The organism is Ruegeria pomeroyi DSS-3 (assembly GCF_000011965.2).
Classification (GTDB): Bacteria; Pseudomonadota; Alphaproteobacteria; order Rhodobacterales; family Rhodobacteraceae; genus Ruegeria_B; species Ruegeria_B pomeroyi.
The window spans coordinates 1,374,267-1,387,998 of record NC_003911.12 but is presented as its reverse complement, the minus strand read 5'-3'; the positions used below and the strand labels follow the sequence as shown (position 1 = coordinate 1,387,998).

Below are 13,732 nucleotides of genomic sequence, written 5' to 3'. Positions count from 1 at the left end.
GCCCTATACCGAGGCGCATGACCGCGCCCTACCGCCTCCATTATGCCCCCGACAACGCCTCGCTGGTGATCCGGCTGGCGCTGGAGGATATGGGCCTGCCCTATGAAACCGTGCTGGTCGACCGCGCCAGCCGGGCGCAGGACGGCGCCGCCTATCGCGCGCTCAACCCCGCCGGGCTGATCCCGGTGCTGGAAACCCCGCAAGGCCCGGTCTTCGAGACCGCCGCCATCCTGCTCTGGCTTGCCGATACCCATGGCCGCCTGGCCCCCGCCCCCGCCGATCCGGCGCGCGGCGCCATTCTGAAATGGCTGTTCTTCGCCTCGAACACGCTGCATGCGGATATGCGCATGCTGTTCTATCCCGACAAATACATCGCTGAGGCCCAGGCCGAGACTCTGCGCGCGGGCCTGCGCCCGCGTCTGCGCACTCATCTGGCCCTGCTCGATGCGGTGGCGGTCGAGGCGCCGGACTGGCTGTCGCCCGAGGCACCCTCGGTGCTGAGCTGGTACCTGGCCTGCCTGATGCGCTGGCTGGCGCTTTATCCGCTCGACGCCGACCGCAGCTGGTTCGCCGCCGCCGATACGCCCCATCTGCACCGCATCCTTGCGGCGCTGGAAACCCGCCCCGCCACCCGCGCCGCGCAAGTGGCTGAGGGGCTGGGCGGCACCCCGTTCACCGCCCCCCATCACGCAAACCCGCCAGAAGGTTCGGCTACCTGATATGTTCCTCTCCGTCTTCGACATGTTCAAAGTGGGCATCGGCCCGTCCTCGTCGCACACCATGGGGCCGATGGTGGCCGCCGCACGCTTCCTCGACATGATGCGCGCCTCGCCCTTCGAGTTTCATGGGGTCAAGGGTTCGCTGCACGGCTCGCTGGCCTTTACCGGTGTGGGTCACGCCACCGACCGCGCCACCATCCTCGGCCTCGCGGGCTTTGTCCCCGACAGCTATGACAACGACAAGGCCGAAGCCGCGCTGGCCGCGATCCACGCGACCCATACTGTAACGCCCGAGGGCCTGCCGGTGCTGGCCTTCGACCCCAAACGCGACCTGGTCTTCGACTATGACCACACCCTGCCGGGCCATGCCAATGGCATGATCCTGATGGCCACCGATGCGCAGGGCGACGTGATCCTGCGGCAGGTGTTCTATTCGGTCGGCGGCGGCTTTGTGCTGACCGAAGAGGAACTGGCCCAGGGCAAGGACACCAATGACGGCCCGCCGGTGCCCTACCCGTTCAAATCCGCCGCCGAGATGCTGGAGATGGCCGCTGCCTCGGGCAAATCCATCGCCCAGATGAAACGCGCCAACGAGATCGCGCGCGGCTGCGAGATCTCCTTCGCCAAGGGCACCGCGCGGCTCTGGGAAGTGATGAACAACTGTATCGAACGCGGGCTGGCCACCGATGGCATCCTGCCCGGCGGCCTCAATGTGCGCCGCCGCGCCAAGGGCATCCATGACGCGCTGGTGGCCGAACGCGGCATGAACCTGAACGCACCGCATACGATCAACGACTGGATGAGCGTCTATGCCATGGCGGTAAACGAGGAAAACGCCGCCGGTGGCCAGGTGGTGACCGCACCCACCAACGGCGCGGCGGGCACCTTGCCCGCGGTGCTGCGCTACTACCTCGACCATGTGCCGGGCGCCGCCCCCAGCCATGTCGAGGATTTCCTGCTGACCGCCGCCGCCATCGGCGGGCTGGTCAAGTACAACGCCTCGATCTCGGGCGCCGAGGCCGGCTGTCAGGCCGAGGTCGGCAGCGCCGCCGCCATGGCGGCAGCAGGCCTCTGTGCGGTGATGGGCGGCACCCCCGAACAGGTGGAAAACGCAGCTGAAATCGCGCTGGAACATCACCTCGGCATGACCTGCGACCCGGTCAAGGGGCTGGTACAGGTGCCCTGTATCGAACGCAACGGGCTGGCCGCGATCAAGGCGGTCTCGGCGGCCTCGCTGGCCTTGCGCGGCGACGGCAAGCATTTCGTGCCGCTCGATGCGGTGATCGAGACGATGCGCCAGACCGGCGCCGACATGCACGAGAAGTACAAGGAAACCTCGCTGGGCGGACTGGCGGTCAACGTGCCGAACTGCTGAGGCTGGCGCCATTTTCTGACACAGAAAATGGCCCAGAAAATCTGCGATTTTCTGAACCGGAATTTTTGCAAAATTCCGGCCCCTTTGACTGTTCGCCGCTTGTATCGCCCCCACCGGGAAACTAGCGTGGCGCAATGACCGCCGACCGCCCCCTTCTCGGCATCTTCCTGATGCTTGGCTTCTGCGTGCTTGCCCCGATGGGCGACGCGCTGGCCAAGCTGCTGGGCGGCACCATGCCCACCATGCAGCTCTTGCTCGTGCGCTTTGCCATTCAGGCCGTGATCCTGATCCCGCTGGTCCAGGCCACCGGGCGCCCCTGGCAATTGCGCGGGCGGCTCTTGCGCCTGACCGCCCTGCGCACCCTACTGCATATCGTGGGCATCTGGGCCATGTTCACCGCCCTGCGCTATCTGCCGCTCGCCGATGCCATCGCCATCGCCTTTGTCATGCCCTTCATCATGCTGCTGCTGGGCAAATACGTTCTGGGCGAAGAGGTTGGCCCCCGCCGCCTTGGCGCCTGTATCGTGGGCTTTGCCGGCACGCTTCTGGTGATCCAGCCCAGCTTTGCCGAGGTCGGCCTGCCCGCCCTGTTGCCGTTGCTGGTGGCGGTGGTCTTTGCCCTGTTCATGCTGGTCACAAGGCAACTGGCCAAGGACACCGACCCGATCGCGCTTCAGGCGGTCTCGGGCGTCATGGCCTGCGTGGCCCTGACCCCGGTGCTGCTGATCGGTCACGCCGCAGGGGTCGAGGCGCTGACCCTGGTGACAGCCTCGGGCACAACACTCTGGCTGCTGCTGGCCATCGGCGTGCTCGGCACCGCGGCGCATCTGTTGATGACCTGGTCGCTGCGCTATGCGCCTTCGGCAACGCTAGCGCCGATGCAATATCTGGAAATCCCTGTCGCCACCGCCATCGGTTGGCTGATCTTCCACGACCTGCCCAACGGGCTGGCGGCATTGGGCATCCTGATCACCATGGCGGCCGGCCTCTACGTCATCCTGCGCGAGCAGGCCACCGCCCGCAGCGCGGCGACAGAAACCAGCGGATAACCCCGTCCAGCGCCCCGCGCGGCACCATCGCCAGCAATCCCGGCCCCGCCGCCTCGATCACCACCGGCCCGGTCGCCCGGTTCGAGGTGCCGATCTGGCCGTCGGGCGCCATATGCAGCCCTTCCAGCGGCCAGAACAGCCCCTCGGAGCGCGCCGTGACCGACGCCAGCGGAAACAGCGAGACCACATCATCGGGCACCAGGTCCAGCTCCAGCCGGGGCGGCAGGTGAAAGATTACCTCGGTCGCGCCGATCAGCGCGCAAGGCCGATCCGCATGCCGCACCATCGCGTTGAACGTGGCCAGCTGGTGATCCACCCGCGCGCCCAGAAACCCCACCCCCAGCACCAGCGGCGCCGCGATATGGCGCAGTGCCTTGTCGAAATCCGTGCTATCCTGTTCGGGCACGCGGTGCAGACGCTCCTCGGGAATGCGCACCCGATGCAGCGCCGGCAGGCTGTCCATGTCCCCGATCACCGCATCGGGCATCCGCCCTTGCGCCAGCGCCGCCAGCGCGCCACTATCGGCGGCGACCAGGGTTCTGGCGCGCTCCAGCGCCAGTTCCAGGTCTCCGATGCCGAGTTCACCGCCCCCGACCAGGGTTACTGGTTCCGATGCTTCAACAATCGCGGTTTTCATGGCGGGATTGTCGCCCTTTCCGGAAACAGGACATATTGTAGTCACAAAATGATACGCTCATTTGCACAGAATCGGGCCGAAATTGACGCCCAAGGGATGGTAAACGCTTAGGCACAACTATGTAGAGGACGAGCATCCCATGGTACAGAACAACAAGGTCTTGACCGTCTCGTATGGGACGTTTTCCTGCACCCTGGAAGGGTTCGAGGATTCCTTCGACACGATGAAGGCCATTGCCGAGTACTTCCGGGACCTCGCCGCCGATGACAGGTATTTCGGCGCCGAACCGCCGCAACCCGATGCCGAGATGCTGGCCCGCATCGCGGAACGCGAGATCGCCCGCCAGGTCGAGGCGCGACGCGATGACAAGGGAATCGTGCTGCGCGCAGCCGCCGCTGCGCCCGCCGCGCTGGCCGCCGTCGAGGATGCACAGCCCGTCGCCGCAGAGCCTGCGCCCGCAGCGCCCGCCGCTGTCGAAGCTCCCCTCGAAGCCCCCATCGCAGAGCCGGTCGCCGAAGCTCCCATCACAGAGCCGGTCGCCGAAGCGCCCGCGCCCGAACCCAGTGATCTGACCCCCGAACCGGCGCCCGAAGAGACACCGGTGATCGCAGAGGTCGAGGCGGAAGACGCGGTCGAGGCAGAGGCCGAAGCAGAGGCAGAGACCGAAGCGGAAGCCGAAGTCGCGCTCGAGGCAGACGCCGAAGAGATCGCCGCTGCGGCAGAGGATGAAGAGGAGGCCGATGCCCTGCTCGCCAGCATCGCCTCCCAGTTCGAAAACCTGCCCGAGGACGAGGCGGTGGACGAAGAGGACGAGGTTCTGGCCGAGATCGACCTCCTGCCCCTGGCTGAACCCGTCGAACCCGCCCCCGAAGTTGCTGCGGAACCCGATTCCATTGCCGCCAAACTGCAGCGCATCCGCGCTGTGGTCTCGCGCAACGAACAGGCGCACCAGGCCGAGGCGGCCTATTCCGAAGACGAACATGCCGATGACGTGGCCGAAGAGGACGCGGCCCCGCTCGATCAGATCGACAGCGCGCTGGCCGCGCGTTTCGCCGGCGGCATGGCAGAGGCCGAAGAGGCGCTTACCGAAGAAATCGCCGTAGAGGCTCTTGCCGAGGAGGCCCTCGCCGAGGAGGTGATGGAGGAGGCCGCCAAGCCCGAGGTCGAGGCCGAGGACGAGCCGCAACCGCGCGTCGCCGTGCGTGTCGCCAAGATCAAGCGCACCGAGATCGAGGCTGTCGAGGTTGAGGCCGTCGACGAAGAGGACGCCGCCCCGATGGCCGGCTCTCTTTCGCCCGAGGACGAGGACGACCTGCTGCGCGAACTCGCCGCCGTCGAGGCGGAATATCTGGCCGAGCGCGCCGTGGGCGAAACCGCTGAAGACGATGAGGACGAGGATGACGATATCGACCTGCTGAGCATGGACGATGACGAAGACACCTCGGATGTGGACGGATCGCTGTTTGCTGAGGCGGATGAGGATGCCGAGGACGACGATCAAAGCGGCCGCGCGATTGCCGAATCCGCGCTTGCCGGTGGCGACGACGATATCTCGCGCCTGCTGGCTGCCGCCGACGAGAAACTGGACGACCCGGATCTGTCGAGCACCCGCGAGACCTATTCGCAGATGCGCGCCGCGGTCGCCGCGACCCGCGCCGAACGGTCGGCCGGTGGCACGCTGGGCAGCCATTCCAGCGAGGACGCCTATCGCACGGACCTGTCCGAAGTGGTGCGCCCGCGCCGCCCCGTCGCCAGTGGCAACACCCCGCGCGCGCGCGGCGAGGATCATCCCGCCCCGCTGAAACTGGTGGCCGAACAGCGGGTCGACATCAAGCGCGGCGCAAACAGCGGTCCGATCCGCCCGCGCCGGGTGGCCAACCTGGTGGCCGAAGCGCCCGCCGCCGCAGCCTCGGCGGATGGCAGCTTTGCCGATTTCGTCGCCGAAACCGGCGCCAGCGGCCTGCACGAGCTGCTGGAGGCCGCCGCCTCGTACCTGTCCTTTGTCGAGGGCCGCGACCAGTTCTCGCGCCCGCAACTGATGAACAAGGTGCGCCAGCTCGACGATCAGGAGTTCAACCGCGAGGACGGGCTGCGCTCGTTCGGGCAGCTCCTGCGCGAGGGCAAGCTGAAGAAAACCGCCAACGGTCAGTTCACCGCCTCGGGTCAGATCGGGTTCCGCCCCGACAGCCGCGCCGCCGGCTGACCCTCTGACAGACGCAGAAATGCAAAACGACGCCCCGTAGCAGGGGCGCCGTTTTGCATTTCAGGGGTGATATCTACTCGTCCACATCGTCGACATCGGATTGCCCGGCCAGGTGGCGCCGCACATGGCTCCAGCTCAGGCCGATTCCCAGCACCACCGACAGCGCGAAAATACCCAGCCAGACATTCACCGTGGTGTTGTCCAGATGCAGCAGGCCGAAATCGAACAGGACCCACAAGAGCGAGGCGATGACCGACAGGACCAGCGCCATGCCGAACGGGCCGATCGAGCGCAGGGTCGCGCGCAGATAGATGATATAGCCGATGGTCAGCAGCAGCCCCATGAACACCGCCACCGACAGATGGGTCTGGTAGTTCCAGTATGCCCATCTGACATAATTGATCTCCGTCGGGTTGTAGGTCAGCGCCAACAACCCGAAGGCAAACATCCATCGCAGGAAAATGCCCATGTCCCGAACCGCCTGTTCTTTTTTTGCCGCTGAGAATCGCGCATATAGACGAATCTGTCCAGTGATTCAGATCACATGCGGCGAAAATGCGGTTTCCCTGCCGCGCGCGCACCGGTATATGGGCGCGGGTTTGTAACACCAGCAAAGGACCAGATATGGCCAATGTCGTCGTTGTCGGCGCCCAATGGGGCGACGAGGGTAAGGGCAAGATCGTGGATTGGCTCAGCGAGCGCGCCGATGTGATCGCGCGCTTTCAGGGCGGCCATAACGCCGGTCATACGCTGGTGATCGACGGCGAGGTCTACAAGCTGCACGCGCTGCCCTCGGGCGTGGTGCGCGGCGGCAAGCTGAGCGTGATCGGCAATGGCGTGGTGCTGGATCCCTGGCACCTGGTCAAGGAAATCGCCACCATCCGCGACCAGGGCGTCGAGATCACCCCCGAAACCCTGATGATCGCCGAGAACACGCCGTTGATCCTGCCGTTTCATGGCGAATTGGATCGCGCCCGCGAAAATCAGAATTCGGTGGCCAAGATCGGCACCACCGGGCGCGGCATCGGCCCCGCTTACGAAGACAAGGTTGGCCGCCGCGTCATCCGTGTTGCCGACCTGGCCGATGCCGCGACGCTGGAACTGCGGGTTGACCGGGCGCTGGTGCATCACAACGCGCTGCGCTCGGGTCTGGGGCTGGATCCGATCGACCGTGACGCGCTGCTGGTCTCGCTACGCGAGATCGCGCCACAGATTCTGCCCTTTGCCGCCCCGGTCTGGAAGGTGCTGAACGAAAAGCGCAAGGCGGGTAAGCGGATCCTGTTCGAAGGCGCCCAGGGCGCGCTTCTGGATATCGACTTTGGCACCTATCCCTTTGTCACCTCCTCGAACGTGATTGCAGGTCAGGCGGCAACCGGTGTCGGCATCGGCCCCGGCGCGATCGACTATGTGCTGGGGATCGTCAAGGCCTATACCACCCGGGTGGGCGAAGGCCCCTTCCCGACCGAGCTGGACGATGCCGATGGCGAGCGTCTGGGCACCCGTGGCCATGAATTCGGCACCACCACCGGGCGCAAGCGGCGCTGCGGCTGGTTTGATGCCGCGCTGCTGCGCCAGACCTGCGCCACCAGCGGCATCAACGGCATCGCGCTGACCAAGCTTGACGTGCTGGACGGGTTCGAAACGCTGAAAATCTGCGTCGGCTACGATCTGGACGGCACCCGGCTCGACTACCTGCCCACCGCCGCCGATCAGCAGGCCCGCTGCACGCCGATCTACGAGGAGATGCCCGGCTGGTCGGAATCGACCGAAGGTGCGCGCAGCTGGGCCGACCTGCCCGCCAATGCGATCAAATACGTCCGCCGCGTCGAAGAACTGATCGACTGCCCGGTCGCCATGGTCTCGACCAGCCCGGAGCGGGAGGACACCATCCTGGTGACCGACCCGTTCGCCGACTGATGGCGCTGTCGCACAAGGCGCGCCGCCGCTGGTCGCTGGTCGTCCTGCTGGTGGCGCTGCCGCTTTACATCGTGGTGGCGGTCACCCTGACGGATTGGCTGCGCGCCCGGTTCGACGGGCTGCCGATGCTGGTCGAGCTGGTGATCTTCATCGGCCTCGGGATCCTGTGGATCCTGCCGCTGAAGCCGGTGTTTCGCGGGGTCGGTCAGGCCGACCCCGACGACAAGGGCTGATCCGCCCGGATCAGTCCGCCAGCCGCACCGGCTGGCCGTGCGGCGTTGACAGATAGGCCTGCTCCCAGGCCGCGCGCATGCGGGCGCGCTCCTCGGGCCCTGCCGTGCCCTCTTCGCTGAGCAGCGTCTCGAGCGTTTCGAGCCAGGCATCGAAGTAATCCGCACCGCCATCCAGATCGCGCGACAACCCGTGGCGTTTCAGCGTGGCGGAAAACCGGTCCACCCACTCGGCCCAGGTGAACCGCCCGGCCTCGTTCAGATGCACCGTCAGGGCAAAGACCTGCGCATGCCAGGGTTCGGCAAAGACCGGCTCGGGCGCGGCGATATCGGGGCACTCGCTCATGCCGGCTCCAGATAGCTCTGCCAGAGGTCCAGCACCACCTCATCCCCCGGCGCCTCGGGGTCGGCCCAGAGCTCGGAGGCCGGGAAGGCCACCGCATAAAGCGGCTCGGGCGCCTCGCCCAGCCGGTGCGCGCTGCTGTCGGGCAACACATGGCTGCCGTGTTTGAGTACGATCCGCCCGCGCGCGCCCGCCGCATAGGCGGGCAGCCGTGTATGGCCGCCATCGACCAGCCGGTTCGCCGCCGGGCGCAGGGTGCGCACCATCTGCCCCACCTCGAACCGCGCCGCCACGTTCGACGGGCGGTCGGCCGGACCGCCGCGCGCCAGCACAGCCGCCACCGCCTCGGCCTTGAGCGCGCGTTCGGCCAGCGGGTGCGTGCCCGTATCCCCCCGCCCGCGCAAGTCATCCTCGGTCAGCACTCCGGCCTCGACCAGCAGATCGGCCAGCGCCGCGATCCATTTCTCGAAATAGCTGAAGCGGCCATAATCCGCCGGTGACAGCCGCTCGCGCGCATGGCGCGAGATGTCGATATTCCATTGCCCCAACGAGCCCGCCGCCAGCGTCAACGCCAGCGCGCGCGCCTGCCAGTCGGCCAGCTGAGGGATGCCATCGGGCTCGGGCGTGATAACGCCATCGCCGAACCGCCCGCCCATGTCATGAACGCGCGTCATGCCGGCACCCGCGCCAGCCCGGTGCCGATCATGCTGTCGCGCGTCACCAGCGCGGCCAGCGCCGCCTCGTCCAGGCCCTCGCTCCCCTCGGGGCGCATCGGCAGCACCAGATAGCGGATCTCGGCGGTCGAATCCCACACGCGCACCGAGGTCCCCTCAGGCAAGCTCACTCCGAACTCGGCCAGCACCTTGCGCGGCTCGCGCACCGCGCGCGACCGATAGGCGTCGGATTTGTACCAGCCCGGCGGAATGCCCAGCAACGGCCACGGATAGCAACTGCACAGGGTGCAGACGACCATGTTGTGGGTCTCGGGCGTATTCTCGACCACGACCATATGTTCGCCCTGCCGCCCGTAATATCCCAACTCGGTCAACAGGGGCATGGCATCGGCCAACAGCGCCGCCTTGAACGCCGGATCGGCCCAGGCACGGGCCACCACACGGGCGCCGTTCTGCGGCCCGATGCGATTCTGATAGGTGTCGATGATCTCGTCCAGCGCTGCGGGGTCGATCAGCCCCTTGCGGGTCAGGATCGTCTCGAGCGCCTTGACGCGCAGCGCCGGGTCCGAGGGAAGAAGGGAATGCGGGTGGTCGTGATGATCATGTGGCATGCGGCGGAGACTGCCGCGCCACCCCGCCGCTGTCCAGCCTCTTTGCGGTGATGAAATGCATAACCGAAGGTGATCCAAAACTCGTGGCTTGCCCCTGCGGGCAAACTTGCATAGATACCACGCGGTACACGCCACCGGCCGCAGGAATACCATGGAAAACGTCGTCCTCATCATTCACCTTCTCCTGGCTCTGGGCCTGATCGCCATCGTGTTGATGCAGCGGTCCGAAGGTGGTGGCCTGGGCATGGGCGGCGGCGGCGGTGGCGCTATGACCGGCCGGGCGGCCGCAACCGCGCTCAGCAAGGTGACATGGGTGCTGGCGGTGGCCTTCATCTTGACCTCGATCACCCTGACCGTCATCGCGGCGCAAAAGGCGGCAGGCACCTCGGTGATCGAGCGGCTGGGCGTACCGGCCCCCGCGACATCCGAGCCGGCCACGCCCAGCGTTCCGGCAGGCAGCGACCTGTTGCCGCCCAGCGCGGGCGACAATGCACCCCTGGTGCCCAAGGCCGACTGATCCACAACAGTTTGCATCCCTGGTAAGAACCGCAACAGCATCTTGCGGTTCTCTTGCGCAATTGGCGCGAATCCTTTATTAGTGAAGTCCCGTGATGCTGCGGTTTTTTCGAAACCGCCGGGCAGCTGAATTCTGACTTCTCACGGGGGCAGCCGAACACTCATGGCGCGTTTCATCTTCATCACCGGCGGTGTCGTTTCTTCGCTTGGCAAAGGGCTGGCCTCGGCCGCATTGGGCGCATTGCTGCAGGCGCGCGGCTTCTCGGTCCGCCTGCGCAAGCTCGACCCCTATCTGAACGTCGATCCGGGCACCATGTCGCCCTTTGAACATGGCGAGGTCTTTGTCACCGACGACGGCGCCGAGACCGATCTGGACCTTGGCCATTACGAACGCTTCACCGGAGTGGCGGCGCGCAAGACGGACTCGGTCAGCTCTGGCCGGATCTATTCCAACGTGCTGGAGAAGGAACGCCGCGGCGACTATCTGGGCAAGACCATTCAGGTCATTCCCCATGTCACCAACGAGATCAAGGACTTCATCTCGATCGGCGAGGACGAGGTCGATTTCATGCTCTGCGAGATCGGCGGCACGGTCGGCGATATCGAGGGCCTGCCCTTCTTCGAGGCGATCCGCCAGTTTTCCCAGGACAAGCCGCGCGGCCAGTGCATCTTCATGCACCTGACGCTGCTGCCCTATATCAAGGCCAGCGGCGAGCTGAAGACCAAGCCGACCCAGCACTCGGTCAAGGAACTGCGCTCGATCGGTCTGGCCCCCGACATCCTGGTCTGCCGCTCCGAAGGGCCGATCCCGCAGAAGGAACGCGAGAAACTGGCGCTGTTCTGCAATGTGCGCCCCGACAGCGTGATCGCCGCGCAAGATCTGAGCACGATCTACGACGCGCCGCTGGCCTATCACCGCGAGGGGCTGGACCAGGCGGTGCTGGACGCCTTCCAGATCAGCCCGGCGCCCAAGCCGGACCTGACCAAATGGGAGGATGTGAGCGACCGCGTCCACAACCCCGAAGGCGAGGTCAAGATCGCCATCGTCGGCAAATACGTGCAGCTCGAAGACGCCTACAAGTCGATCGCCGAGGCGCTGACCCATGGCGGCATGGCCAACCGGGTCAAGGTGCGCATCGAATGGGTCGATGCCGAGATCTTCGAAAAGGAAGACCCCGCCCCCCATCTCGAAGGCTTCCATGCCATTCTAGTGCCCGGCGGCTTTGGCGAGCGCGGCACCGAAGGCAAGATCAAGGCGGCGCAATATGCCCGCGAACATCAGGTGCCCTATCTGGGCATCTGCCTGGGCATGCAGATGGCGGTGATCGAGGCGGCGCGTAACGTGGCCGGCATCGCCGGCGCGGGCTCCGAAGAGTTCGACCACGAGGCCGGCAAGAAACGGTTCGAACCGGTGGTCTATCACCTCAAGGAATGGGTGCAGGGCAATTACAAGGTCAGCCGCAAGGTCGATGACGACAAGGGCGGCACCATGCGGCTGGGCGCCTATGACGCGGTCCTCAAGGAAGGCTCCAGGGTCGCCGAGGTCTATGGCGGCACCGCGATCGAGGAACGCCACCGCCACCGCTACGAGGTGGATATAAAATACCGCGAGCAGCTGGAAAAGGCAGGCCTCTGCTTCTCGGGCATGTCGCCCGACGGTCGTCTGCCCGAGATCGTCGAATGGACGGATCACCCGTGGTTCATCGGGGTCCAGTACCATCCCGAACTGAAATCCAAACCCTTCGACCCGCACCCGCTGTTTGCCGATTTCGTACGCGCGGCCAAGGAAAGCTCGCGCCTGGTCTGACCGGCGGATGGGGGCTCTGCCCCCGTCCCCTACGGAGACTCCCCCGGAGGTATTTGGAACCAGAAAGAAGCAGGTCCCAGTTTCGGCTTCTTTCTGGTCCGCAATACTCCGGAGCGCGAGGCAGCGCCTCGCATCCCGCGCCGAAGGCGCGGCACCAGAAGAGCGCGCCGCAGGCGCTCATTTTTGCAACAGTCAGGCGGACTCGCCCCAGGTTTCGGCCAGTACCCGCATCCAGTTGCCCCAGCAGATGCGCTCGATCCGGGCCGCAGGGTAGCCGTGCCGCTCCATCGCCGCGATCAGCGCCGGCAGCTTGTCGACCGAATTGAGCCATGCAGGCGGTGTGCAGCCATCATAGTCCGAGCCGATCGCCACCCCCTCTTCGCCCAGCCTGTCCAGCAGATGATCGAACTGCGCCAGCAGCCAGGCCGCCGGGATGTCGTCATCGGGGCGCCCGTCCGGGCGCAGGAAAGTGGATTCGAAATTCACCCCGGCCAGCCCGCCGCTCTCGGCCATGATCCGCAGTTGTTCGTCGGTCAGGTTGCGCGCATGGGGCACCCGCGCGTGGGCATTGGAATGGGTCGCCACCAGCGGCCGTTTCGACAGCGCGGCCACCTCGCGGAACCCGGCCAGGTTCAGGTGGCTGAGGTCGATCAGGATTCGCAACTCCTCACAGCGCGCGATCAGGGCGCGGCCGCGCTCGGTCAGGCCCGGCCCGATATCGGGGCCAGAGGGATAACGGAAGGGTACCCCATGGCCAAAGGCATTGGGCCGGCTCCAGACCGGCCCCAGCGAACGCAGGCCCAGCGCGTAGAGCTCTTCCAGTTCATAGAAATCGGGGCCGATTCCCTCGGCCCCTTCCAGATGCAGGATCGCGCCCAGCAGCCCTTCGTCCCGCGCCCGGGCGATCTGGGCGGTACTGGTGCAGATCCGTACCGCGCCCGCCTCTTCCAGCGCAACCAGCGTATCGGCCTGCGCCCGGATCATCTCCCAGGCCTGCGCCTCGGGCACCGGTTCCGGCAGCGGCAGGTCGTATTCCGGCCCGAGCGTGCTGAAATCCGTCGCCCCCTCCGAACGTGCCCAGAGCGCGAAGAAACCGCCGCCGAACCCGCCCGCCCGGGCGCGCGGCAGATCGAGCTGCCCCGGCAGGCCGCTCAGAAAGCCGCCCGCCGCCGCCCGCCCGCCGGCGCGGACCAGTTCGGTCAGAACATCGTTGTGGCCGTCAAACACGATCATGCGGGCAGGTTTGCCCGATTCCCGCGCCGGTACAAGCGGGATTGCATCGCCCCGCGATGCGGGCCACCCTGCGCCGGAAACGACAAGGAGATTGTGATGCCCAAGGGATATTGGGTCGCCCATGTGGATGTGGACGACATGGAGATCTACAAGCGCTATATCGCCGCCAACGCGGCGCCCTTTGCCGAATACGGCGCCCGATTCCTGGTGCGCGGCGGCGGGCGCCAGACCCCCGAGGGGCAGGCGCGCGCGCGCACCGTGGTGATCGAGTTTCCCAGCTACGAGGCGGCGCTGGCCTGTTATGACAGTCCCGGGTATCAGGCTGCAAAAGCGCTGCGCGATCCGGTCTCGACCGGAGATCTGGTCATCATCGAAGGCTATGACGGGTAGATCCCGCTTGGCCGGACCCAAGATATGG

The 13,732-nt window shown here is 66.2% G+C and carries 15 protein-coding genes; 9 read left to right on the top strand and 6 right to left on the bottom strand.

Going from position 1 to position 13,732, the window contains the following annotated elements:
* Positions 1-17 precede the first annotated feature (17 nt).
* The 3 genes from SPO_RS06750 (at position 18) to SPO_RS06740 (ending at position 3,143) form a co-directional block, all read left to right on the top strand.
* Entirely contained in the window at positions 18-719 is a 702-nt protein-coding gene (locus tag SPO_RS06750) for a glutathione S-transferase family protein (RefSeq protein WP_011047063.1), read from the top strand.
* A 1-nt stretch (position 720) separates the two neighbouring features.
* Positions 721-2,094: an L-serine ammonia-lyase gene (locus SPO_RS06745; RefSeq protein ID WP_011047062.1), complete on the top strand. Its 1,374-nt coding sequence runs from the start codon at positions 721-723 to the stop codon at positions 2,092-2,094.
* A 134-nt stretch (positions 2,095-2,228) separates the two neighbouring features.
* On the top strand, positions 2,229-3,143 hold the full coding sequence (locus SPO_RS06740; RefSeq protein ID WP_011047061.1) for a DMT family transporter: 915 nt from the start codon (positions 2,229-2,231) through the stop codon (positions 3,141-3,143).
* On the opposite strand, the gene SPO_RS06735 is transcribed toward SPO_RS06740, so the two are convergent.
* On the bottom strand, positions 3,088-3,780 hold the full coding sequence (locus SPO_RS06735) for a thiamine diphosphokinase (protein WP_011047060.1): 693 nt from the start codon (positions 3,778-3,780) through the stop codon (positions 3,088-3,090). The two genes, SPO_RS06740 and SPO_RS06735, sit on opposite strands and share 56 nt — an antisense overlap.
* Positions 3,781-3,919: 139 nt before the next feature.
* Here SPO_RS06735 and SPO_RS06730 point away from each other — a divergent pair, with 139 nt between their 5' ends.
* Positions 3,920-5,983 (top strand): hypothetical protein, encoded by a 2,064-nt coding sequence (locus tag SPO_RS06730; RefSeq protein ID WP_011047059.1) that lies wholly within the window; start codon positions 3,920-3,922, stop codon positions 5,981-5,983.
* A 73-nt stretch (positions 5,984-6,056) separates the two neighbouring features.
* On the opposite strand, the gene SPO_RS06725 is transcribed toward SPO_RS06730, so the two are convergent.
* Entirely contained in the window at positions 6,057-6,452 is a 396-nt protein-coding gene (locus SPO_RS06725) for a DUF6524 family protein (RefSeq protein ID WP_011047058.1), read from the bottom strand.
* A 155-nt stretch (positions 6,453-6,607) separates the two neighbouring features.
* Here SPO_RS06725 and SPO_RS06720 point away from each other — a divergent pair, with 155 nt between their 5' ends.
* Together SPO_RS06720 and SPO_RS06715 are read left to right on the top strand one after the other, a co-directional pair.
* Positions 6,608-7,900 (top strand): adenylosuccinate synthase, encoded by a 1,293-nt coding sequence (locus tag SPO_RS06720; protein WP_011047057.1) that lies wholly within the window; start codon positions 6,608-6,610, stop codon positions 7,898-7,900.
* Positions 7,900-8,133, top strand: coding sequence for a DUF2842 domain-containing protein (locus tag SPO_RS06715; protein WP_011047056.1), 234 nt, complete (start codon positions 7,900-7,902; stop codon positions 8,131-8,133). The genes SPO_RS06720 and SPO_RS06715 overlap by 1 nt, the downstream gene beginning before the upstream one ends.
* Positions 8,134-8,143: 10 nt before the next feature.
* Here the strand turns inward: SPO_RS06715 and SPO_RS06710 are convergent, their stop codons facing one another.
* The 3 genes from SPO_RS06710 to nthA are packed head-to-tail and all read right to left on the bottom strand — an operon-like array spanning position 8,144 to position 9,758.
* A complete protein-coding gene (locus SPO_RS06710; protein ID WP_011047055.1) occupies positions 8,144-8,476 on the bottom strand; it encodes a nitrile hydratase accessory protein in 333 nt (110 codons plus the stop codon).
* A complete protein-coding gene (gene nthB / locus SPO_RS06705) occupies positions 8,473-9,147 on the bottom strand; it encodes a nitrile hydratase subunit beta (RefSeq protein ID WP_011047054.1) in 675 nt (224 codons plus the stop codon). The genes SPO_RS06710 and nthB overlap by 4 nt, the downstream gene beginning before the upstream one ends.
* Positions 9,144-9,758, bottom strand: a complete 615-nt coding sequence (nthA, locus tag SPO_RS06700) for a nitrile hydratase subunit alpha (RefSeq protein ID WP_011047053.1) — start codon at positions 9,756-9,758, stop codon at positions 9,144-9,146. Before nthA ends, nthB begins: the two co-directional genes overlap by 4 nt.
* A 151-nt stretch (positions 9,759-9,909) precedes the next feature.
* Between nthA and secG the strand changes: the two genes are divergently transcribed.
* Together secG and SPO_RS06690 are read left to right on the top strand one after the other, a co-directional pair.
* Positions 9,910-10,275: a preprotein translocase subunit SecG gene (secG, locus tag SPO_RS06695; protein ID WP_011047052.1), complete on the top strand. Its 366-nt coding sequence runs from the start codon at positions 9,910-9,912 to the stop codon at positions 10,273-10,275.
* Between the two features lie 162 nt (positions 10,276-10,437).
* Entirely contained in the window at positions 10,438-12,081 is a 1,644-nt protein-coding gene (locus SPO_RS06690) for a CTP synthase (protein WP_011047051.1), read from the top strand.
* Between the two features lie 192 nt (positions 12,082-12,273).
* Here SPO_RS06690 and SPO_RS06685 read toward each other — a convergent pair whose 3' ends face one another.
* Positions 12,274-13,314, bottom strand: a complete 1,041-nt coding sequence (locus SPO_RS06685; RefSeq protein ID WP_011047050.1) for a dipeptidase — start codon at positions 13,312-13,314, stop codon at positions 12,274-12,276.
* Positions 13,315-13,410: 96 nt separating this feature from the next.
* On the opposite strand from SPO_RS06685, the gene SPO_RS06680 reads away from it, so the two are divergent.
* Positions 13,411-13,704, top strand: coding sequence for a DUF1330 domain-containing protein (locus SPO_RS06680; protein ID WP_030003196.1), 294 nt, complete (start codon positions 13,411-13,413; stop codon positions 13,702-13,704).
* Positions 13,705-13,732: the final 28 nt, after the last annotated feature.